Source organism: Arthrobacter sp. ISL-5, from assembly GCF_018613835.1.
Taxonomy (GTDB): Bacteria; Actinomycetota; Actinomycetes; order Actinomycetales; family Micrococcaceae; genus Arthrobacter.
Map to the genome: position 1 here is coordinate 120,724 of NZ_JAGGPM010000007.1, position 20,458 is coordinate 141,181.

The 20,458-nt window shown below is 64.2% G+C and carries 18 protein-coding genes and 1 pseudogene; 11 read left to right on the forward strand and 8 right to left on the reverse strand.

Annotated features, from left to right (window positions below):
- Positions 1-71 precede the first annotated feature (71 nt).
- The 4 genes from J7I89_RS04525 to J7I89_RS04540 all read left to right on the forward strand — a co-directional run bounded on the left by J7I89_RS04525 (position 72) and on the right by J7I89_RS04540 (position 4,180).
- A complete protein-coding gene (locus tag J7I89_RS04525; RefSeq protein WP_214967671.1) occupies positions 72-1,067 on the forward strand; it encodes a substrate-binding domain-containing protein in 996 nt (331 codons plus the stop codon).
- Between the two features lie 65 nt (positions 1,068-1,132).
- Complete coding sequence (locus tag J7I89_RS04530) at positions 1,133-2,179, forward strand: ABC transporter permease (RefSeq protein ID WP_214967673.1); 1,047 nt, start codon at positions 1,133-1,135, stop codon at positions 2,177-2,179.
- A 12-nt stretch (positions 2,180-2,191) separates the two neighbouring features.
- Positions 2,192-3,115, forward strand: coding sequence for an ATP-binding cassette domain-containing protein (locus tag J7I89_RS04535; RefSeq protein WP_214967676.1), 924 nt, complete (start codon positions 2,192-2,194; stop codon positions 3,113-3,115).
- Between the two features lie 30 nt (positions 3,116-3,145).
- The gene (locus J7I89_RS04540; protein WP_214967678.1) at positions 3,146-4,180 is read left to right on the forward strand and encodes a Gfo/Idh/MocA family oxidoreductase; all 1,035 of its coding nucleotides are present in this window, start codon (positions 3,146-3,148) and stop codon (positions 4,178-4,180) included.
- A gap of 37 nt (positions 4,181-4,217) precedes the next feature.
- On the opposite strand, the gene J7I89_RS04545 is transcribed toward J7I89_RS04540, so the two are convergent.
- Positions 4,218-5,033 (reverse strand): gamma-glutamyl-gamma-aminobutyrate hydrolase family protein, encoded by an 816-nt coding sequence (locus J7I89_RS04545; RefSeq protein WP_214967681.1) that lies wholly within the window; start codon positions 5,031-5,033, stop codon positions 4,218-4,220.
- A gap of 40 nt (positions 5,034-5,073) precedes the next feature.
- On the opposite strand from J7I89_RS04545, the gene J7I89_RS04550 reads away from it, so the two are divergent.
- The 5 genes and pseudogenes from J7I89_RS04550 to J7I89_RS25895 form a co-directional block, all read left to right on the forward strand.
- Positions 5,074-5,541, forward strand: coding sequence for an SRPBCC family protein (locus J7I89_RS04550; protein WP_214967683.1), 468 nt, complete (start codon positions 5,074-5,076; stop codon positions 5,539-5,541).
- Positions 5,542-5,632: 91 nt separating this feature from the next.
- The gene (locus J7I89_RS04555) at positions 5,633-6,340 is read left to right on the forward strand and encodes a FadR/GntR family transcriptional regulator (RefSeq protein ID WP_214967686.1); all 708 of its coding nucleotides are present in this window, start codon (positions 5,633-5,635) and stop codon (positions 6,338-6,340) included.
- 194 nt (positions 6,341-6,534) lie between these two features.
- Positions 6,535-7,902, forward strand: coding sequence for an MFS transporter (locus J7I89_RS04560; RefSeq protein WP_374101996.1), 1,368 nt, complete (start codon positions 6,535-6,537; stop codon positions 7,900-7,902).
- 36 nt (positions 7,903-7,938) lie between these two features.
- Positions 7,939-8,715 (forward strand): SDR family NAD(P)-dependent oxidoreductase, encoded by a 777-nt coding sequence (locus tag J7I89_RS04565; protein ID WP_214967692.1) that lies wholly within the window; start codon positions 7,939-7,941, stop codon positions 8,713-8,715.
- A 368-nt stretch (positions 8,716-9,083) separates the two neighbouring features.
- A pseudogene (locus J7I89_RS25895) lies at positions 9,084-9,398 on the forward strand (Rossmann fold nucleotide-binding protein); the annotation flags it as partial.
- On the opposite strand, the gene J7I89_RS25900 reads toward J7I89_RS25895, so the two are convergent.
- From J7I89_RS25900 to J7I89_RS04590, 5 genes are all read right to left on the reverse strand, one after another.
- Entirely contained in the window at positions 9,322-10,413 is a 1,092-nt protein-coding gene (locus tag J7I89_RS25900; protein WP_374101997.1) for an AAA family ATPase, read from the reverse strand. The pseudogene J7I89_RS25895 and the gene J7I89_RS25900 sit on opposite strands and share 77 nt — an antisense overlap.
- A 19-nt stretch (positions 10,414-10,432) precedes the next feature.
- Positions 10,433-11,425: a Mu transposase C-terminal domain-containing protein gene (locus J7I89_RS24995; protein WP_308159804.1), complete on the reverse strand. Its 993-nt coding sequence runs from the start codon at positions 11,423-11,425 to the stop codon at positions 10,433-10,435.
- A complete protein-coding gene (locus J7I89_RS25000; RefSeq protein ID WP_251044916.1) occupies positions 11,359-11,883 on the reverse strand; it encodes a leucine zipper domain-containing protein in 525 nt (174 codons plus the stop codon). Before J7I89_RS25000 ends, J7I89_RS24995 begins: the two co-directional genes overlap by 67 nt.
- Positions 11,880-12,467, reverse strand: a complete 588-nt coding sequence (locus J7I89_RS04585) for a recombinase family protein (protein WP_214967696.1) — start codon at positions 12,465-12,467, stop codon at positions 11,880-11,882. Before J7I89_RS04585 ends, J7I89_RS25000 begins: the two co-directional genes overlap by 4 nt.
- Before the next feature lie 313 nt (positions 12,468-12,780).
- A complete protein-coding gene (locus J7I89_RS04590; RefSeq protein ID WP_214967699.1) occupies positions 12,781-13,977 on the reverse strand; it encodes an epoxide hydrolase family protein in 1,197 nt (398 codons plus the stop codon).
- 801 nt (positions 13,978-14,778) lie between these two features.
- On the opposite strand from J7I89_RS04590, the gene J7I89_RS25905 reads away from it, so the two are divergent.
- Together J7I89_RS25905 and J7I89_RS04595 are read left to right on the forward strand one after the other, a co-directional pair.
- Positions 14,779-15,180 (forward strand): VOC family protein, encoded by a 402-nt coding sequence (locus J7I89_RS25905; protein ID WP_374101998.1) that lies wholly within the window; start codon positions 14,779-14,781, stop codon positions 15,178-15,180.
- Positions 15,181-15,196: 16 nt separating this feature from the next.
- The gene (locus J7I89_RS04595) at positions 15,197-18,205 is read left to right on the forward strand and encodes a Tn3 family transposase (RefSeq protein WP_214967701.1); all 3,009 of its coding nucleotides are present in this window, start codon (positions 15,197-15,199) and stop codon (positions 18,203-18,205) included.
- A 342-nt stretch (positions 18,206-18,547) separates the two neighbouring features.
- Here J7I89_RS04595 and J7I89_RS04600 read toward each other — a convergent pair whose 3' ends face one another.
- Positions 18,548-19,786, reverse strand: a complete 1,239-nt coding sequence (locus J7I89_RS04600) for an ADP-dependent glucokinase/phosphofructokinase (RefSeq protein ID WP_214967704.1) — start codon at positions 19,784-19,786, stop codon at positions 18,548-18,550.
- 14 nt (positions 19,787-19,800) lie between these two features.
- The coding region (locus J7I89_RS04605; RefSeq protein WP_214967706.1) for a ketose-bisphosphate aldolase at positions 19,801-20,458 on the reverse strand (658 nt) is incomplete at its 5' end.

The following is a 20,458-nucleotide window of genomic DNA, read 5'->3' on the forward strand; positions in this document are numbered from 1 at the left end:
GATCGGTGTAGCAGGCTTGCTGGCCCCGCATCGTGGCGGAGGTCGCAGCCCCTAAATCAAAGGAGATTCAAGTGACCAAGTTTTCGTGGCGGAAGACGGCCCTGGTGGCCGCTGTTGTGCCCATGCTGGCACTGAGCGCATGTTCCAGCACCGGCGGCAGGCCCGCCGACGCAGGCAACGCCGCAGGCGGCGGCCAGGTTGTCAGCACTCCCCGGATGAAGGTGGCCTTGATCACCCATGCTGCCCCGGGTGACACTTTCTGGGATATCGTCCGGAAGGGCGCCGAAGAGGCCGCTGCCAAGGACAACGTTGAGCTGCTCTACACGTCCGATCCCGAAGGTGGGCGCCAGGCGCAGCTGATCCAGCAGGCCATCGACCAGAAGGTTGATGGCATTGCCGTGACACTGGCCAAGCCGGATGCGCTGAAGGACGTCCTCAAGAAGGCCACGGATGCGGGCATCCCGGTAGTCAGCCTGAACGCCGGTGAATCGGTCTCCGCACAGCTGGGCGCCTTCACCCACTTCGGGTCCAACGAAAAGCTTGCCGGCGCGGCGGTTGGTTCCAAGCTCAGCGAACTGGGGCTCAAGCACCCCATCTGCGTTATCCAGGAACAGGGACATGTGGGTTTGGAAGCCCGTTGTGCAGGAGTGAAGGAAAAGGTGGCCGGAACCGAGATCCTTTACGTTCCCGGCACTGACATGGCCCAGGTTTCCTCGACGGTTACGGCCAAGCTGCAGGCCACCGCTGATGCCGATGCCATCATCGGTCTGGGCGCGCCGTACACGCTGACCATCCTGAAGGCCGTGACCGGCGCCGGCAGCAAGGCCAAGGTGGCCTCCTTTGACATGAATCCGGAACTCGCCCAGAAGATTGCAGACGGAGAGGTCGTATTCACGGTCGACCAGCAGCCGTGGCTGCAGGGTTACGGCTCCATTGACTCGCTGTGGCAGACCAAGCGCGGAGGCTTCAAGGTCGGCGGCGGGCAGCCCGTGCTGACCGGCCCGTCCATCGTTGACAAGTCCGCAGCTCCGGACGTACTCAAGTTTGCCAAGGAGGGCGTCCGCTAGGACGCCCCTCCCGCCGGGTCCGCGGCTCCAGGCCGCGGACCCGGCCCTAGGTAGGAGAAACCACCATGACTCAAGTAGCCGTAAAGCTGAAGGCGCCCGATGAGCGCGTCGCCAAGCGCAACCCCTTTCAGAAACTCCTGGCCCGTCCGGAAGTCGGCGCCCTCGTGGGCGCAATCGTCCTCTTCGTCTTCTTCGCCTCGGTGTCCCAGACCTTCATCCAACCGGCGTCCCTCGCCACCATCCTGTACGGCAGCTCCACCATCGGGATCATGGCGGTGGGTGTGTCCTTGCTGATGATCGGCGGCGAGTTTGACCTTTCCACCGGTGTGGCCGTCATCAGCTCCGCGCTGACGGCGTCGATGTTCAGCTGGTACTTCAGCACGAACGTCTGGGTCGGCGTGCTCCTGGCACTGGCCGTCTCCCTGACCATCGGCTTCATCAACGGCTGGATCCTGATGAAGACCAAACTGCCCAGCTTCATCGTCACGCTGGCCACCTTCCTTATGCTGACAGGGCTGAACCTGGGCCTGACCCGCATGATCGGCGGCGGCGTGTCCTCCCCGTCCATCTCCACCATGGACGGCTACCAGGCGGCGCGGGCCATCTTTGCCTCCTCGGTGAACATCGCCGGGGTGGGCGTCAATAACACCGTGTTCATCTGGATCGCACTCGTCGCGGTGGCCTCCTGGGTGCTCCTGCGCACCAAGGTGGGCAACTGGATCTTCGCCGTCGGCGGTGACGCGAACGCGGCCCGCGCCGTGGGTGTCCCCGTCAAGGCGACCAAGATCGGGCTGTTCATGGCGGTCGGGTTCTGCGGCTGGATCCTGGGCATGCACAACCTCTTCGCCTTCGACGCCGTCCAGTCCGGCGAGGGTGTGGGCAACGAATTCCTCTACATCATCGCCGCGGTCATCGGCGGATGCCTCCTCACCGGCGGCTACGGCTCGGCCGTGGGTGGCGCGATCGGCGCGTTCATCTTCGGCATGGCCAACAAGGGCATCGTCTACGCCCAGTGGAACCCGGACTGGTTCAAGTTCTTCCTGGGCCTGATGCTGCTCCTGGCCACCATCGTGAACCTGATCGTCAAGCGCCGCGCAGACTCAAGTAAGTAAGGGCTGAACACCATGAACGCCAAACAGATCGACCAGCAGCAGCTCCTCAAGGACGAGAAGGACCCGCTGACCCACACCCCGGTGCACCTGCTCTCGCTGGCGAACGTCGGCAAACACTACGGCAACATCGTGGCGCTCACCGACGTCACCTTGGCAGTCGACAACGGCCGCGTCACCTGCGTCCTGGGCGACAACGGCGCCGGCAAGTCCACTCTGATCAAGATCATCGCCGGGCTGCACCAGCACGACGAAGGCGTCCTGCACGTCATGGGCGAAGAACGAAAATTCGGCTCTCCCCGAGACGCCCTGGACGTCGGCATCGCCACGGTGTACCAGGACCTTGCCGTCGTCCCCCTGATGCCCATCTGGCGCAACTTTTTCCTCGGCTCGGAACTGACCAGCGGCTTCGGTCCGTTCAAGAGCATGGACGTCCAGAAGATGAAGGACATCACGAAGAAGGAACTTGCCGACATGGGCATCGACCTTCGCGACGTCGAGCAGCCCATCGGCCAGCTCTCCGGCGGCGAACGCCAGTGTGTGGCGATCGCCCGCGCCGTGTACTTCGGGGCCAAGGTCCTGATCCTGGACGAACCCACCGCAGCCCTCGGCGTCAAGCAGTCCGGCGTCGTGCTGCGCTACATCCTGCAGGCCCGCGACCGCGGACTGGGCGTCATCTTCATCACGCACAACCCCCACCACGCCTTCCCCGTCGGTGACCGGTTCCTGCTGCTCAAGCGCGGCAAGTCGATCGGCTACTACGACAAGAAGGACATCACCCTCGACGAACTCACTGCCCAGATGGCCGGCGGTGCCGAACTTGCCGAGCTCGCCCACGAACTCGAACAACTCGGCGGACACGGCGACATCGTCAAGGAAGTCCAGGCCGAAGTCGCCGAGACGGCCAGCGCCGGAGCGCCAACCCAGCTGCGCAGCTGAGCCCGGAATCACCTCACTCAAAGGAAACGCATGAAGGACATAACGCTCGGACTGGTCGGCGTGGGCCGCATCGGTGTGATGCATGCCCGCAACATCACCTCGCTGAACGGCGTGCTCCACCCGCAGGGAATCAACGTGCGTCTCAGGCTGACGGATGTCGCCGCGGATCACGCCCGCACCGTGGCCGAAGGTCTGGGCGCGGGGTTCCTGCCGTCCGTGGGGGAGCTGATCGGATCCGGGATCGACGGCCTGGTCATCGCCACCGGCACCGGGACGCATCCGGAGCTGATCAGGGCAGGCGTGGATGCCGGCGTTCCGGTGTTCTGTGAGAAGCCGGTGGCCATGAACGTGGCGGATTCGCTTCCGGTCCTGGACTACATCAGGGCCAACAGGGGCACCGTCCAGATCGGCCATCAGCGGCGGTTCGATGCCGGCTACCTCGAGGCAAAGCGCGCCTATGAGGCGGGAGAGCTCGGCTGGATCCACTCGCTGCGCGCCGTCACCTGTGACATGACGCCGCCGCCGGTGGAATTCCTGGCGACGTCCGGCGGGCTGTTCCGCGACTGCTCGGTGCATGATTTCGACATCCTGCGCTGGCTCACCGGCCGCGAAATCGTTGAGGTCTACGCCAAGGGCTCCAACAACGGCGACCCCGCCATCGGGGCGGTGGGGGACGTGGATACCGCGCTGGCGTTCGTAACGTTCGACGACGGCACGCTGGGCTCCGTGGGTGCCTCGCGCTACAACGGGGCCGGGCACGATGTCCGGCTGGAAATCCAGGGCTCAGCCGGTTCCCTCATGGTGGGCCTTGACGAGAAGTCGGCGGTGGCCTCCGCTGAGGCCGGCATCGACTTCCCGTCAGGAGAGTCCCACAAGACGTTCGCGGAGCGTTTTGACCAGGCCTACCGCTCCGAGATGGCGGCCTTCGTGGAGCTCGTGCTTGGCCGGCGGCAAAACCCGTGCACGCCGGAGGATGCCGTGGCGGCTTCCCGCGTGGCTGACGCCGCGCAGGAGTCGCTCGAAACCGGGCTGCCGGTGCGCCTGACCGCCGCCGTCAGTCTCTAGTCTGGGTGCTCCCGGGGGCGGCGCCGCCGGGCCGGCGTCACTCTCGGCAGACCTCCACGAAGGCCCGGAACGGCGCCAGCCGCTGGGCCTCCGGCAGTTCGACTGCCTCCGGGTGCCACTGGACCGAGGCCACCCACCGGTCAGGATCCTCCAGGGCCTCCACCGTGCCGTCGTCCGCGACTGCCGTCACCACCAGGCGGGGCGCCACGTGCGCCACGGCCTGGTGGTGTCCGGAGGCGATCTTCACGCTGCTGGCCCCGGCGTTTCCGGATGCCGGATCCGCCACTGCGCCGTACAGCCGCGCCACCTTGGATCCCGGCGTTATGGCGACGTCATGCCAGGCCCACAACCCGCCGCCGTCTGCGGGGCTGTCGCGGTGCGGCACGGTTCCCGGTGCCATGTCCTGGATGAGCGTGCCGCCGTACAGCACGTTGAGCAGTTGGTGTCCGCGGCAGATCCCCAGCAGGGGGAGTCCTGCGCCGATCGCCTGTTGTGCCACCGCGATGTCCAGCCGGTCCTGTTCCTGGTTGACGTCGTAACAGGCGCCGCCCGGCTCCTCGCCGTAGAGCCGGGGGTCGAGGTCGCCGCCGCCAGGAAGTACGACGCCGTCAAGCACCTCGGGCGCGACGGCGCCGCGTCCGCCGTCGTGCGGTCCGCCCCGAAACAGTTCGGGAGTCAGCAGTTCGGGAGTCAGCAGCACCGGTTCCCCGCCGCCGTCGCGCACCAGGTCAACGATGTGATCGAAGAGGCCGTTGGCCTCGGCCACCCGCGGGTCGGGATCGGTTGAGCTGCTGAGCCGGACAGGAATGCCGATGCGCGGACGCCGGACACCGGCTGGCGATGAAGTCTGCATGCTCAATTCTGCAACACTTTGGAACGGCTAGGCTGGCGGAATGAACAACCGCTACCTCGTGTCCAGGGACCGTTTCATTGCCGCCGCGCCGGAAGAGATCTTCGAGATCCTGGCCACTCCGGCGCTGCACAGCGAGATCGACGGCTCGGACACCGTGAAGGGCGCCCAGCCCAGCGGACCCGCACGGCTGGGGCCGGGGGTCAGGTTCGGCATGGAGATGAATGTCAAGGTGGATTACAAGATCTTCAACACCGTGACCGAATTTGAGGAAGGCCGGAGGATCGGCTGGCGGCATTTTTACGGCCATGTTTGGCGATACCTGCTGGAACCGGCCACGGACGGGGCGGGGGTCTCCGGGACGCTGGTGACGGAACAGTGGGACGCCCGGCAGGTCCGCGGCAAGGTTCTTCTCCGGCTGGCCGGCTACCTCCGGCGCCACCCGGCGAACATCGAAAGAACCCTCGCGAGGCTGGACGCCTATGTTACGGGCTCCCGCGCCGCCGGCTGACCCGCTGCCGGGCGTTTTCCTGACTGTGCCCGCGTTTCTGTAGTGTTAGGCGCATCGAGGGGAAATATGCAAGGCGAAAGTAGGACGTTCCATGGGTCGCAGGACACTTGTTGACGACCTGGTTGACGGCCTGCTGGACGACATTCTTGACGGCCGGCTGAAACCCCACGATTCCTTGCCCCCGGAAGCCGACATCGCCAAGGCCTACGAAGTCAGCAGGCTGACCGTTCGCGAAGCACTCAAAGTGCTGCGGGCACAGAACATCCTGTACGTCAAAGCCGGGCGCGGAACGTTCGTCAACCCCACGGACAACTGGACCGGCCTTGACGCGATCATCAAGGCGGCCTCGCACGGCAATGCCGCGGACCAGGTTTCGCGGGGGCTGATTGAAGTGCGGCGCATGGTGGAGACCGGAGCCGCCGCCCTCGCCGCCAAACGCCACTCTCCCGAGCACGCCGAGGAGATGCGGAAGTGCATCGCGGACATGAAACGGCACCACGAGTCCGGCGACCTGGACGGTTTCGTGCTGGCAGACATCGCCTTCCACGACACGGTCCTGAAGGCCTCCGGCAACCCTTTTGTCCGTGCCCTCTTGGCCCAGTTGGGACAGTCCCTGTACCTGGCGCGACGGGAAACATCCGCCATCAAGGAAATCCAGCGGCACGCCATTGCCTTCCACCAGCGGGTGCTGGACAGCATCCTGACCGGGGACTCCGAGTTGGCGCGCCGGGCCATGGACGAGCACATGGACCAGACGTTCGAGGACTACGAGCGCTACGTCTACGGGCCCAAGTCCTGAGCCTGCGCGGCCGCCCTTGACGTAATGCGCATCACCCTTCTATGCTTTTGCTCATGTTCTTCCGTCAGATGTCTGACATCAGATCGAAGTGATTCTGGTCCAGCATCGCTGAAGCGGGAAGAACCCCCCTCATAAAAAGCATCGGATTCCCTCCGCGCGAAGCCGCCGGTCCGGAACCGACAGATAGAAGGTCGATGATGACTTCATTAACCAATAAGTCCACGGGACTCGGCGAGCTTGGCGACCGCACGCTCCGCAAGGTCCGCCGTCGCGTCATGCCCCTGATCGTTCTGCTCTACTTCGTTGCCTACCTCGACCGCAACAATGTGGGCTTCGCAAAGCTCACCATGAGCGAGGACATCGGACTGACCGCGGCCGCCTACGGACTCGGCGCCGGCATTTTCTTCCTCGGTTACGCCCTCCTTGAGGTTCCCAGCAACGCCGGCATGTACCGCTTCGGTGCACGCAAGTGGCTGGCCCGCATCCTCATCACCTGGGGCATCTTCGCCACGGCGATGGCCCTGGTGAACGGCGAAACCACCTACTACATCATCCGGTTCCTGCTGGGCGCCGCTGAGGCCGGATTCTTCCCGGCCATCCTCTTCTACCTGACCCTGTGGTTCCCCGCCGCGCAGCGCGTCACCGTGCTGGGTATCTTCATCCTGGCCCAGCCCATCTCCAACGCCCTCGGCGCCCCGGTCTCCGGCCTCCTGCTTCAGATGGACGGCATCCTGGGCCTGCACGGCTGGCAGTGGCTCTACATCATCGAAGGCATCCCCGCCATTCTCCTCGGCCTGCTGACCCCCATCCTCATGACGGACCGTCCGCGGGACGCCAAGTGGCTCAACGCCGAAGAACGCGAATGGCTTGCCACCACCATGGACGCCGAACTGGCAGCCAAGTCCAAGGGCGGCAGCCACAACTTCCTCGCCGGCCTCAAGGACAAGCGCACCCTCGCCTACTCGGCCCTGTACTTCGGCCTCGTCTGCGGTATCTACGGCCTGGGTCTCTGGATGCCCACCATCGTTGCGGCCCTCGGCAAGTTCTCCACCGCCCAGGTCGGGTTCATCGTCCTCATTCCCTACGCCATCGCCGCAGTCTTCGTGTTCTTCTGGAGCAAGCGTGCCGACAAGACCGGAAAGCGTGCCTGGCACAGTTCGGTCAGCATGGTTCTCGCCGGCATGGGCCTGCTGGCAGCGGGCTACCTGCTGCCGGTCAATCCCGTCCTCGCCCTGATCGCCCTGACCGCCGCGGCCATGGGCATCTACGGCGCCATCGCCCCGTTCCTGTCGATGCCGTCCGCGGCGCTGACCGGCGCCGCAGCCGCCTCCGGCCTGGCCCTCGTCAACTCCCTCGGTAACCTCGGCGGCTTCGTGGCCCCGTACGCAGTGGGCCTGCTGAACGATGCCACGGGCAACAACCAGAGCGGCCTGCTGTTCCTGTCCTTCTGCCTCTGCGTCACGGCCGTAGCCACCTACCTCTATGCACGCAGGCGCCCCGAGGGCGACGCAGCGCTGGATCCCGCAGTCAAGGCTGCTGCTGAAGTCACCCTTACCCGCTAAAGAACCGCCCAAGAACCACCTGAAGGAATACCCGCAATGAGCTCAACCACTCCTTTCCCCGCAGAACGCACCGTCGTGCTGACCGGTGCGGCCTCCGCCCGCGGCATCGGCCGCGCAGCGGCTGACCGCATGGCCCGCGAAGGCTGGTCCATCGCCATCCTGGACATCAACGCCGAGGACGCGAAGGCCGCAGCCGCCGAGATCGGCTCCAACCGCGCGGTAAAGGCAATCGGCGTCGGCGTCGACGTCTCCGATGCAGCGTCCGTGGACCGGGCGATCACCGAGGTCGAAGCCTCGCTGCCGCCGATCGTGGCTCTGGCCAACCTTGCGGGCATCAGCTCTCCGACCACCTTCATGGAGACCACCGTGGAGGAGTGGGACAAGGTCTTCGCGATCAACATGCGCGGAACCTTCGTCGTCTCCCAGCGTGTCCTCAAGGGCATGATTGAGCGCAAGTTGGGGCGCATCGTGAGCATCTCCTCCATCTCCGCCCAGCGTGGCGGCGGCACCTACTCCAAGGTTGCCTACAGCGCATCCAAGGCCGGCATCATCGGGTTCACCCGTGCACTGGCCCGCGAGGTGGGCGAGTTCGGCGTCACCGTCAACTCCATTGCACCCGGCCCCATCGACACCGACATCATGGGCGGCACGCTGTCCGACGAGCGCAAGGCGCAGATGTCGGAAGGCATCATGATGGGCCGCGTCGGCACCCGCGAGGAAGTGGCTGCACTGATCTCCTTCCTGTTGGGCGAGGACTCGGGCTACATCACGGCCGCCACGTACGACATCAACGGCGGTCTCCAGGTCTCCTGACCTGATTCCGGCAGAACGCCACAGAAGTGCCCCGCAGCCCAGCTGCGGGGCACTTCCGTTTTGCGGGCATCCGCCGCACCCTGCCTGGCGGTACTCGCTAGGCTGGCACCATGAACCCCTCCGGCAGCCTGACCCCCAGCCCGCGGACACTCGACGTGGACACTGTGGCCGGATTCGACCAGCTGGTCCGCGCCGGCGCCAAGGCCATGCACGGCTGGCATGCGCAGTCGCTTGACCTCCGCGGGAGGGCGGCGGCGCTGGCCGCCCTGGACGCGGAAGGCGCCATTTTCCTGGGCTGCACGTTCGATCCCGGAGTGGAGGACTCACTGCGCCGGCGTGGTGCCCTGATCTTTCCCCGGCTGGCTGGCATGCCGTTCGACCCCTACCGCGGCGAGCTTTACACGCCGCAGGAGCTGTACGCTGGGATCCGCCATGCGCCGTATGAGGCAACGCCGGACGCGCTCGTATACCAGTGGAGCATCCGGCCGGGCCAGCGCCGCCGCCTTGATGCCACCCTGGCGGCTGCCTTGCACGACCACGCCATCGGCGACGCCCTCGAGGAACTCGCCCTCTCAGCCCGGAGCGGGGGACGCGCCATCGTCGGGGTCATGGGGGGCCACACGTCGCAGCGGGGAACCAAGGACTACGCCGATGCCGCCATGCTTGGCCGGCTTCTCGCCCGCAGCGAGCGCTTGGTGGCCACAGGCGGCGGGCCGGGCGCCATGGAAGCCGCGAATCTGGGGCGCCTATCTGAGTGTAGTTCTCTGCGGTATTTGGCGTATATCTGACGGCGGTATATGGCGCGATCAGGTGCCGATGAGCAGGGTTTTCGCGGGCTGCTTCGACGACTTCTTTGGTGATGCTGTTGAGCTGGTTGATGTCTTGGATTCTCGTGATTTGGGTGAAGAGGCGTTGGATGAGCCGGAAGTTGCCGTTGGTGATGCGGGCAACGGCGGCGATGGCTTCGGCGTCGGTGAAGTCGTTGGGGTCGATGGTCAGGCCGAGTTCCCGCCAGCGGTTTGTCAGGACGAAGGTGAGTTCGTCGGTGCTGAGTGTCCGGTAGTGGTGGGCGAAGCCGATGCGGCTGTAGAGCTGGGGATAGCGGGCGAGGCGTTTTTCGATGCCGGGCATGCCGATAAGGATGACGCCCATGGTGTGCCGGTCGTAGTAGTCCCGGACCTGCTCGAGCGCTGGAGGTTTGAGCCGGTCGGCCTCGTCGATGATGAGGAGTTCGGTCAGGCCTGATGCCCGCGAGTCGCGGTGCTCGAAGACGTCGATGTTGCCGTCGTGGGCGTATTCGACTGCCCAGGAGATCTTCTGGCAGGTTCGGGGTAGTTCGCGGTCGATCTGTCGGGGGCTGATGGTCACGGTGGGGGTCCAGAATGCGGTCCTGGCCTCAAGCACGCGGGCAGGGATGGGCTCGGTGCTGGTTTCGCCGGTCCGCTGCCATTGTTCCCATTCGGTCGCGCCGGCGTAGGCGCGTGCGGAGAGGGTTTTGCCGACGCCGGGCGGGCCGTAGCAGACGCCGATGTGGCGGTTGGTGCGCACCGCGGTGGCGAACTCCGTGAAGCGCCGGTGCTCCTTGGTGATAAGAAATGGCGGCGTGTCGGACGGGACCGGTGGAGGGGCGGCGGAAATCTCGCCGAGATCGTTGAAGAGGAAGCGGCGGCCGTCATCATTCTCGTCCTTGGCGGGCACGGGGGTTCCTCTCCTTAAGTCAGTCTTCGGCGTAGGTGCGAAGCCGGTGCTGCTGCACATCCGTATGTTGCAGACGGACCCCTGTCGGTTCGGAGGGTGCCAGCGGCGCATAGCGGTCATCGGTTGGGAGGGCATCCGCGAGGCTGAGTTTTGTTCGCAGCTGTTTCTTCAGTTCGTTCCGGCGGGCTGACCTGGCCGCCTTGAGCTGCTTGAAGGTGATGGTTCCTGCGGCGAGTTCCGGGGCGATGGCACGGCAGAGGAAAGCATCCTGGTGCCAGACGCGAATTTCGGCCATGTCCCGGGGGTCGTAGCGGATGGTGACGGTCTCGCCGACGAAGGCGGAAAGTGTGAGGTCCAGGTAGCGCAGGCCGTTGAAATAGATGCCGTCGCGGTGGACGATGCGCTGGTGTGCGACGGTCAGGAGCAGGAGGTCAAGGTCCTCGGGCCGGGCGGACATTCTGGGGATCCAGCCGCCGGCCTGCCAGCGTGCGGCGGGGACCTCGCCGGTTTCGGAGTGCGTGCGTTGGTTGTATTCGTCAACGATGAACCGCTCGAGAGCGGCGTCGAGCTGCTCGAGGGTCATCGTTGGTGCCGTCACCGGGGTCCCGCGGGTACCGTGCGGGATGAAGCCGGGCAGATGCGGCAGGAGCCCGTCAGTGATGGTGCGGTAAAACCGTTCGATCTTCCCGCGGCCCTGCGGCACGCCGGGGTGGGAATGGATGAGGCGGATGTGGTTGTCAAGGCAGACCCGTTCGAGGTGGGTGCTGGTGAAATCGGCGCCGTGATCGCTATAGAGGAGATCGGGCAGACCCATGACGGGCCAGGCCGGATGCTTCTTGCGCTGCACGGCCTGGTGAAGGGCAAGGGCGGTCTGGAGCGCGGTCGGCGCACCGGTGAAGACGGTGTAGCCGGCGACGGCGCGGGAGTAGTCATCGAGTACGACGGTCAGCCACGGCGCGCGCGGGCGCCGGCGGCGTCGACGATCTCGATGTCCAGCTCGGTGTGGTCGCACTGCCACTGCTCGTTCGCGCGGCTGGTGGTGCGCCGGTAGACCAGCTCGAACCGGTCCCGGTACGCGGCGTCGCCTTCGAGGGCGATTGTGCGCAGTCCGGGATCGATGGCGGCAACGACCGCCCTAACAGTCGTGTAGCCGGGGGCGGGAATGCCGCGGTCGAGTGCGACGTCACAGATCCGTCGGTGGATGAACGCGATGGTCGGCGCCGGGCGGCGTAGCGCGAGGCCTTCGATCGCGCCGACGATTTCGGGCGGGAGCGAATGGTTCCCGCGGTCCGAGCGTGGCTGGCGGCCCAGGGCCTCGACCGAGCCGCCGGCGCGGAATCCTGCCGTCCACCTTTGCAGCGTGCGGAGAGGAATGCCGGCCTGACCGGAGGTCCTGGTGAGGGGAACACCGTCGTCGAGGTGCTGCCGGAGCAGTGCCGCGCGTTCTTCGGCCGACAGCCGATGCTTCATGACCGGTGGTTTTCGGCCGCCTGCCGGTGGCGGTAGAGCGTCGCGCGGCTCCAGCCGACGAGTCGCGCCGCGTCCTCAGCGGTGCGTCCCTTCGAGCGGGCGTCCGAGGCGATCGCGAGCTTGTCGGCGATGACGAGCGGGTCGGACAAGGGCCGGCCGAAGCGGGTTCCGCCCTGTCTGGCCGCGGCGATGCCCGCGGTCACGCGTTCGACGATCAGCTCCCGCTCGTACTCAGCCAAAGTCGCAAGCATGTTCAGCATGAGCCGGCCCGACGTTGTTGTGGGGTCAATCCCGTCCGAAATGGACCTCAAGTGCACACCACGGTCCCGCAGCAGGTTCACCGTGTTCAAAACATCGATCAAGGATCGGCCGAGCCTGTCCACCCGCCACACGACGACGGTATCGCCCGGCTCGACATACGCGAGGAGCTTTTTCATCCCGGGCCGCTCAATAGCGGCCTTGCTCCCGGAAGTCACGTCGGCGAACACATCGCGTTTCTGCACCCCGGCATCGACAAGTGCATCGAGCTGCAACGTCGCGTCCTGGCCCGACGTACTCACACGCGTATACCCGAGATGTCTCACCCGGCCATTGTGCCTCAGAAACCCCCCGGCCAGCACCCGGCTGAGACGATTCACGGTGAGACATCTTTCCAAGACACGGGGTGGCCCGGCACGACGTCGATTCCTTCGATCCTCCACGACACGACGTCCGTGTCTCGAAAAACTGTAGGTTTCTGCGACGTCAAGATGCCTTCAGCAGTCCCACCCCTCTGTTTGTAGAGGAGCGCGGCAATCGAATGCACCTCTCCGCGCCACTCGTGCGGGCTGGGTGGCTCGGACTGAGCCACCCAGTCTGCCAGCAGGGTTTAGCAGGGACCCTTGCTTGGAGGCTTATCTAGCGGAGCGACCGGAAGCCCTTGCGCAACTCTTCCACGAAAAGCTCGGGTTGCTCCCAAGCCGCAAAGTGGCCACCCTTGTCCAACTTGTTGTAGTGAATGAGATTGGGATACGCCTGCTCGGTCCAACTACGCGGGGCCTGATAGATCTCATTAGGGAAGACGCTGACGGCAACAGGGATGGTGACTCCCTTGGCATCAAAGAATCCAGACCTGTTTTCTGCGTAGAGGCGCCCCGAAGAAACAGCCGTCTTCGTCAGCCAGAACAGCGTGATGTTGTCGAGGAAGTCGTCCGGCGTGAGACCTTCGGGCTCTCCAGCAAAGGACCGGGAGATCATCGCCAGGCTGTCCCTGTCGTGGTCCATCAGGAACGCCGCCAGGCCGACGGGCGAATCCGAGAGTGCCATGAGTGCCTGCGGCCGCGACGCCATGATATAGGCGTAGTAGACGTGGGTGAATACGTATTTCAGCTGTTCGACCGTGCGCTGTTCCTCGTCCGATAGTGAGACACCTTCCGGCAGTGGATTGCCGGTTGCAAGCGCCAGGTGAATATCAGGGGGAACTACTCCCGGCATATTGGTGTGAATGCCGGCAAGTTCCGGCGGTGCCTGCAGGGCCATGAGGTCTGTGACGACCGCACCCCAGTCGCCGCCCTGGGCCACGTACTTCGTGTATCCGAGGCGCGTCATCAGCTCTATCCAGGCACTTGCGATGCGGTCGGGTCCCCAGCCGGTTGTGGTTGGTATGCCCGAGAATCCGTAACCGGGCATTGACGGGATGATCAGGTGGAAGGCGTCCGATGCGTCGCCGCCGTATGCTGTCGGATCGGTGAGCGGTCCCACGAGCTTTAGCTGCTCGATGATCGATCCAGGCCACCCGTGCGTGACGATGACCGGCAGGGCGTTTTCATGCTTGGAACGAACGTGGACGAAGTGGATGTCGAGACCGTCGATCTCGGTAATGAAATGTGGCAGAGCCTTCAGCGTCGCCTCGGTCTTGCGCCAGTCATAATCTGACGCCCAGTAGCGCGCGACTTTCTGCATCGTCTCGAGCTGCGGGCCTTGCGACTGATCCGTGACGGTCTCCTTCTCGGGCCAGCGTGTCGCTTTGACGCGCGCACGCAAGTCCTCGAGTTCCGCGTCGGAGAATTCGAAGGTGAATGGCCGGATCGTGGACTTTTCAGTTGTTACAGACATGGGAATTTCCTCTTTTATCGGCTTCAGGCGTCGTGGACTGGACGACGCGGAGCCGTGCTGTATGTCAGAGAGAACACCACAGGAGTGCTGCATTTCGAGAGCGGCATGGAGCATAGTCGCCCTGTTCTAGGGCGGGGGCGCGGGAATCAGGAGGCTGTCTCTTGCTTTTGGCAGGTAGCCCCTGCTCTCAAGGCGCGCCGCAATCGAGGGCTGCGAGCCCCCTGCTTAGAGGAGTGCGGGTATGAGGGCTGTATCTCGCTGAACTGCTAGTGCGCCGAGATGGTGGTGTCCCTCGTTATTATCTACGTTCAGACGTCTCGATGTAGGGCGCCGCACAAGGGGAATTGTATCGCCGGATGGGCGCTCGAATCTAGAGGAGCACGGCAATAGACGGCTTCACTCTTGAAGAGATGTGCGGCAGCACAGCAGATGGGCGGGGCAGCCAGAGGCCGCCTCGTTTCTGCATCGAGGACGTTCTGCAATCCCGACGTATCCGCGCTGGCGCGCAGGCCGAGCTGACCAGGCAACCCCCGAACCTATTCGGCCTGTGCAAGAGGTAATTGGGGTGGTAAATTCCTGTTCGGGGTCGATTCGATTCCCCCTTTTGAAGTTGGCCCTTCGTGGCCCGCCTCGGCTCCCGTCCAAGTGCAGGGAACGCCAGCAGAGCGTCATGCCCCGCGTATCGGCTGACAAGTCTCGACGGTCCGTTCAGCCGGTAACGCGAAGCTTGCGATGGCCACCGAGATCGCAGAATAGACGCAACGGCAAGGAGACGGAAATGACACTACCGGAGAGCTGCCGATGAAGCTCGAGGTCCTAGTCATACCAGTGAGCGACGTAGACCGTTCCTTACACTTCTACCAGAGCCTGGGATGGCGGCTCGACGCCGACTACGAGTCCGGCCCGACTTTCCGAATTGTGCAGCTGACGCCATCGGGATCGCCATGCTCTATCCATATAGGCCGCGGACTCACCCCGTCAGCGCCCGGCTCGGCGCAAGGCAATTACCTCGTGGTCTCCGACATCGACCGCGCCCGCGCCGACCTGATCAGCAGGGGCGTTGACGTGACCGAGGCATTCCACCACCTCTATGACACGGGCGCTCAGAAAAGGGTCTATGGCCATGCTGCAGACCGCCGCAGCTACGCGACATTGGGGTCTGAGGAGGATCGGTACGGAAATTCACGTTTAGGGGTCACATAGCTGTTGACTTGGTCGCATGGCGGTCGATTTTCTAAGTGATGAGCAGGCCGCCGGGTTCGGCCGATTCCCTGATGAGGTATCGCAGGAAGACCTGGAACGCTTCTGCTGGTTGGACGATACCGATCTGTCGATAGTCGGCCGCCGACGGGGGATGCACAACCGTCTGGGATTCGCTGTGCAACTGGCTACGGTGCGGATCGTGGGCCGGTTTCTGACTGATCCGTTGGCCGTTCCATGGCCCGTAGTGGAGTCCTTGGCCGGGCAGCTGGGTATTGCGGATGCTTCTGTTCTCAAGCTTTATGCGCAGCGGGGACAGACCGGCTATGAGCATGCCGAGGAGATCTCTGCTGTTTATGGATACGAGGACTTCACAGATCCGGAGAAGAACGAGCAGCTGAAGCTGTTCCTGTCGGCTCGGGCCTGGACGTCCCCGGAGGGGCCGGTGCGCTTGTTCGAACGTGCGGCGGTCTGGTTGCGTGAGCGGAAAGTCCTACTTCCTGGCATCTCCACGTTGACGCGGCTGGTTGCAGAGGTCCGCGCCGAGGCGAATGACCGGCTCTACTCTGCGCTGATTGACGCGGCCGGCCCCGCCTTGATCCAGGAACTGGAAGGCTTACTGTGCGTCGAGGACGGCTCTAGGCTGACCGCGTGGGAAAGGCTCCGGACGGGACCTTCGAGGGTCTCGGTGCCGGAGTTGCTGCGGCAGCTGGACCGGCTGGTCTGCTTGCGTGCCCTGGGCGCGGGGAATATTGATGTGGAGACGATACCCGCGGGCCGGATGAATGGGCTGGCCCGGTACGGGTTGGCAGGTAAGGCATCGACGCTTCAGGGGTTGTCCGGCCAGCGCCGCGGCGCGACACTGCTCTGTGCGGTGAGGGCCTTGACGGCCGAGGTTGCTGATGACTTGTGTGATGCCCTGGACATGATCGTCGTTGAACGAGTGGTCCGCAGGGCGGCCAGGGAATCCACAGCGACCCGGTTGAAATCACTGCCCCGCTTGTGGAAGGCCTCGCTGCAGCTGGCAAGGGCTGCGGAGACCCTGGTTGAGGTCCTGGCCAACACGGAATTGTCCGGGGCACAGGCCGCCTTGGTGCTTGCCGAACAGATTTCGTTGCCCGAGTTGCGCGCTGCGGTGGATGTGGTGACTGAACTGGTGAATCCAGACGGCAGCGAGGGAGACACCGCGGCCGAGATGATGCGCCGGTTCACCACGGTACGTTCCTTCCTGCCGGCGTTGGCATCGGCGGCACCCTTTGGGGCCACCGCAGGAGGCGCCGAAACATTGGCGGCACTGGCCGCATTGCCGGACGTTTTGGCCGGCCGTAACGCCGATCTGGGCCAGGATGATCTGTCCGTTCTGTCACCCGTCTGGCAACGCCTTATCAAAGCTTCGGAGAAGATCGAACGCAGGGCGTTCACGGTGGCGGTGATGGACGCCGTCCATAAGGCGCTGCGGCGCAGGGACATTTTCGTTGTGGGCGGGCGCCGTTGGGGAGACCCCAGAGCACGGCTGCTGACCGACCCAGCGTGGCAGGCGACCAAGAACGAAGCACTGACGGCACTCCAACTGCCTGAAGATCCCGCGGCCCATCTTTACGGTGTACGGGAGAGCCTGGACGCCCGCTATCGTGCGGCGGCCGATCAATTGGCGGATAATCCTGCGGTGCGCATTGACAATGACGGCAAAGTTCACCTCTCGCCCCTGGAGGCCAAGACTGTACCTGAGTCTCAGTTGCGGGCGCTGGTGTCGGCGATGCTGCCGCGGGTAGATCTGCCCGATGTGCTGTTGGAAGTGCATTCCTGGACGGGGTTCCTGTCAGAATTCAGCCACGTTTCAGAAGCCTCCGCACGGATGGGTCAGCTCGGCGTTTCCGTCGCTGCCATCCTGGTTGCCGAGGCGTGCAACGTCGGCCTGACACCGGTGGTCAAGGACGGCCACCCCGCACTGACCCGTGGACGCCTGTCACACGTCGATCAAAACTATGTGCGCGCCGATACGCTGCGCGCGGCTAACTCCCGGCTCATTGAGGCCCAGTCCGATCTTGGTCTCGCACAACGCTGGGGTACCGGTCTGCTGGCCTCCGTCGATGGAATGCGGTTCGTGGTGCCGGTCGCCACCGTCAATGCCGGGGCCAATCCGCGCTACTTCGGCCAGGGCCGTGGCCTGACCTGGCTGAACTATCTCAACGACCAGGTGGCAGGCATCGGCGCAGTCGTCGTCCCGGGAACGGTCCGCGATTCCCTACACATTTTGGATGGATTGCTCGATCTTGACGGGGGCCAACGCCCCGAGATGGTCGCCACCGACACGGCCTCCTACTCGGACCAGGTTTTCGGGCTCTTCACCTTGCTCGGATACCGGTTCTCACCCCGCCTGGCCGGCCTGCCGGACCAACGGTTCTGGCGCATCGACACCACAGCGGACTACGGACGGCTGAACGCTGTCGCCGGACGCAACCGGATCAACATGGACCTCATCACGGCAAACTGGCCGGACATGCTCCGCCTGGCAGGATCCTTGACTGCCGGGACCGTACGCGCCTCGGAAATTCTGCGGGTCACCCAGGGCGGAGGGACACCAACCCTGCTCGGAAAAGCGTTGGCGGAGTACGGCAGAATAGCCAAAACCGAGCATCTGCTGGACTTCATCGACGTTGACGAGGGCTACCGCCGGCAAATCCATACCCAGCTGGCACTCCAGGAATCCCGACACGCTCTGGCCAGGCTCATTTTCCACGGCCGGCGGGGCCAGATACGGCAGTCCTACCGGGAAGGCCAGGAAGACCAGCTCGGGGCCCTTGGCCTGGTCATGAACGCCGTCATCCTGTGGAACACCCGGTACCTGGATGCCACGCTTGCCGAGCTCCGCTGCCGTGGTGCCAGTGTTGCCGATGAAGACGTACAACGCCTTTCCCCGCTTGTCTCCGAGCACATCAACATGCTTGGTCGCTACACCTTCACGGACGCCCCCGCCGGAGCGCCGCTTCGGCCCTTCCGGCACTCGGACGAGGACCGGGAGAACTGAACGTAAACCGTCCCGTAGGAGGAACCCTCTGCGGTCGCCGACAAAGTTGTCTGTACGGATAGTCTTGACTGATGGCTGGATATGTCAATCTGATCGGTGCCCGGCGAGTCGTGAGGTGGGTACCATTGAGGCCGTCCTGCCAGGCACCGATCAGAATGTCACACGCAGATGATTATGGCAGCTTGGTTGGAGACCGCTTTGGCAGTCTGACTTGAGCCCACCCGGCGACTCGCCGGAGTGCTTATCGAAGTTTGATGCGAGTCCAGTTCACCGTTGTTCCCTCGGATATTTGCCGGAGCAGGATGGTTCGTCGCGCCGCCTGTGACCAGCCTTCCGAGGTGGTCAGGAGACGGCCGACTTCGCATTTTCGGACGGGTCGTTGAGTCGTTGCTTTTGCTCGGTGATGGCTGCAATGAAACCGCCGACGAATGAATCGCCGAGTCCGATGGTGGTGGGGGTTTGCGTGACCAGGGAGAGCGCCGGGAGGCATTCGACGTCGGCGCTCAAACGGTGCTGTAGTTCTGCAGCCAGTTGGGCCCCGAGGGCGTTTACGGGTCCCTGTCCGACCGCTTCGTAGTCGGCGGGAGTGAAGGTGTCGCCGTGACAGAAGCGGGTGCTGGCCATTGTGATGCCGCCTTTTAGGCAGGAACGCCACTGTCCGGCGTTGTACCCGTAGGCGAGCGACCAGTACTTGGTGTGGACGACGGTTGTTCGGGCGGGCATTAATCGGTGCAGTTCGCGGAATGCCGCGTGCACGTCGTCGGCGTTCAGGAGGTCGACCGGCCTGTTCAGATGTGTCTGTAATTCGTCTTCGTTCATGCTGTAGACGGTCACGGTATTGGCCATGAAATCCCGGACGATGGGCGCAAACTCGGGATGGTGGAATGCGCCGTCCTCATAGACCACGACCGCGTCGGGCGGGAGATTCTGCAGTTCGCGCGCCAGGGTGGCCAAGCGCGCGTCCAGGACCGTCCGCTCCTTTATGACATTGAGTCCCGAGATGAGGAAGACATCCGCGGCTTTGAGCGAGTTGCCCAGTTCCGGGCTCAGTACCATCTCGGTGTTTGGCGGGTCGTTGGTGAAGATGATCCGGTTCGGGTGGTCCGCGCGCAGGTCGATGTCCCTGGCGTGCACGGTGGCGCCCCCGTTGAATTGCACGATCAGGTGGGGATCAGTCGAGTCTGCCGAAGCGCTGCTGATGTAGGTGCAGGATGCAGGCAGCAGCCGCCGCACGGTGTCATCGATGCTGACCAGGTGAAGAGTGCTCGGGATTCCGAGCCTCGCCATGGCCAGAGCCGCCCGGACGCAGGTGCCGCCCAGCGTGATCCTTTTTTGGAACCGGGAAGCGAAAGTCTTGACGGTGTCGGAGGAGGTGATGAAATGCTCTCCTCCGACACCGTCGCGCAGGTGCGCGAGAATGGCGACGATCAGGTTCCTTTCGGAATCGACCGGGACGAACCGGTCAAGCTCCGCGGCGTCGATCGCGAAGTCCTGAATCAGGCCTTCGATGACGGCCGAGTTCCATTCGACCTCGTAATCGACGGTACCGCCAAGACCCAGCACCACATTCTCGCGCGACATCAGACTCCGTTACCTCAGTACAGTTCGACCGTGTTCGCTGCGGCGAACAGGTCGATCTTGTGGGCGGCGACTACCTTCATGGCCGCGATGGAGGGCGGCTGGATGGTGTTGGGCTCGCGGACTCCCGGGTCAGAGAGGATTTCGCGCATCTTGTTGTGATAGGCGACCTTGATGTCGCTGGAGATGTTGATCTTGTTGACACCCAGCTTCACCGATTCGCCGATCTCGTCGTCGGGGTTGTTGGATCCGCCGTGCAGCACCAGGGGCAGCGTCACCTTCTTCTTGATCTCCTGCAGCAGGTCCAGTTTCAGTTCCGGCTTCATGCTTGCCGGGTAGATTCCATGGCAGGTGCCGATGGCGATGGCCAGGCTGTCGACGCCGGTGGATTCGACGAATCGGACGGCGTCCTCCGGGTCGGTGTAGATGATGGTTGCCGTGCCGTCCTCGGCCTCGTCGTCGGTTTTGCCGATGGTCCCGAGCTCTCCCTCAACCGACACACCCACAACGTGCGCGGCTTCGACGACCTTCTTGGTGATGGCGACGTTCTGGTCAAAGGGAAGCATGGATCCGTCGATCATCACTGAGGTGAATCCGGCCTGGATCGCGGTGAGGACCTGCTCATAGCTCGCGCCATGATCAAGATGGATGGTAACGGGCACGCTTGAGCGGTGT

Excerpts from the sequence above, each read along its gene's own strand:
- J7I89_RS04530 (WP_214967673.1), top strand. The coding sequence starts at position 1,133 with ATGACTCAAGTAGCCGTAAAGCTGAAGGCGCCCGATGAGCGCGTCGCC.
- J7I89_RS04535 (WP_214967676.1), top strand. The coding sequence starts at position 2,192 with ATGAACGCCAAACAGATCGACCAGCAGCAGCTCCTCAAGGACGAGAAG.
- J7I89_RS04540 (WP_214967678.1), top strand. The coding sequence starts at position 3,146 with ATGAAGGACATAACGCTCGGACTGGTCGGCGTGGGCCGCATCGGTGTG.
- J7I89_RS04545 (WP_214967681.1), bottom strand. The coding sequence starts at position 5,033 with ATGCAGACTTCATCGCCAGCCGGTGTCCGGCGTCCGCGCATCGGCATT.
- J7I89_RS04550 (WP_214967683.1), top strand. The coding sequence starts at position 5,074 with ATGAACAACCGCTACCTCGTGTCCAGGGACCGTTTCATTGCCGCCGCG.
- J7I89_RS04555 (WP_214967686.1), top strand. The coding sequence starts at position 5,633 with ATGGGTCGCAGGACACTTGTTGACGACCTGGTTGACGGCCTGCTGGAC.
- J7I89_RS04560 (WP_374101996.1), top strand. The coding sequence starts at position 6,535 with ATGATGACTTCATTAACCAATAAGTCCACGGGACTCGGCGAGCTTGGC.
- J7I89_RS04565 (WP_214967692.1), top strand. The coding sequence starts at position 7,939 with ATGAGCTCAACCACTCCTTTCCCCGCAGAACGCACCGTCGTGCTGACC.
- J7I89_RS25000 (WP_251044916.1), bottom strand. The coding sequence starts at position 11,883 with ATGAAGCATCGGCTGTCGGCCGAAGAACGCGCGGCACTGCTCCGGCAG.
- J7I89_RS04590 (WP_214967699.1), bottom strand. The coding sequence starts at position 13,977 with ATGTCTGTAACAACTGAAAAGTCCACGATCCGGCCATTCACCTTCGAA.
- J7I89_RS25905 (WP_374101998.1), top strand. The coding sequence starts at position 14,779 with ATGAAGCTCGAGGTCCTAGTCATACCAGTGAGCGACGTAGACCGTTCC.
- J7I89_RS04595 (WP_214967701.1), top strand. The coding sequence starts at position 15,197 with ATGGCGGTCGATTTTCTAAGTGATGAGCAGGCCGCCGGGTTCGGCCGA.
- J7I89_RS04600 (WP_214967704.1), bottom strand. The coding sequence starts at position 19,786 with ATGTCGCGCGAGAATGTGGTGCTGGGTCTTGGCGGTACCGTCGATTAC.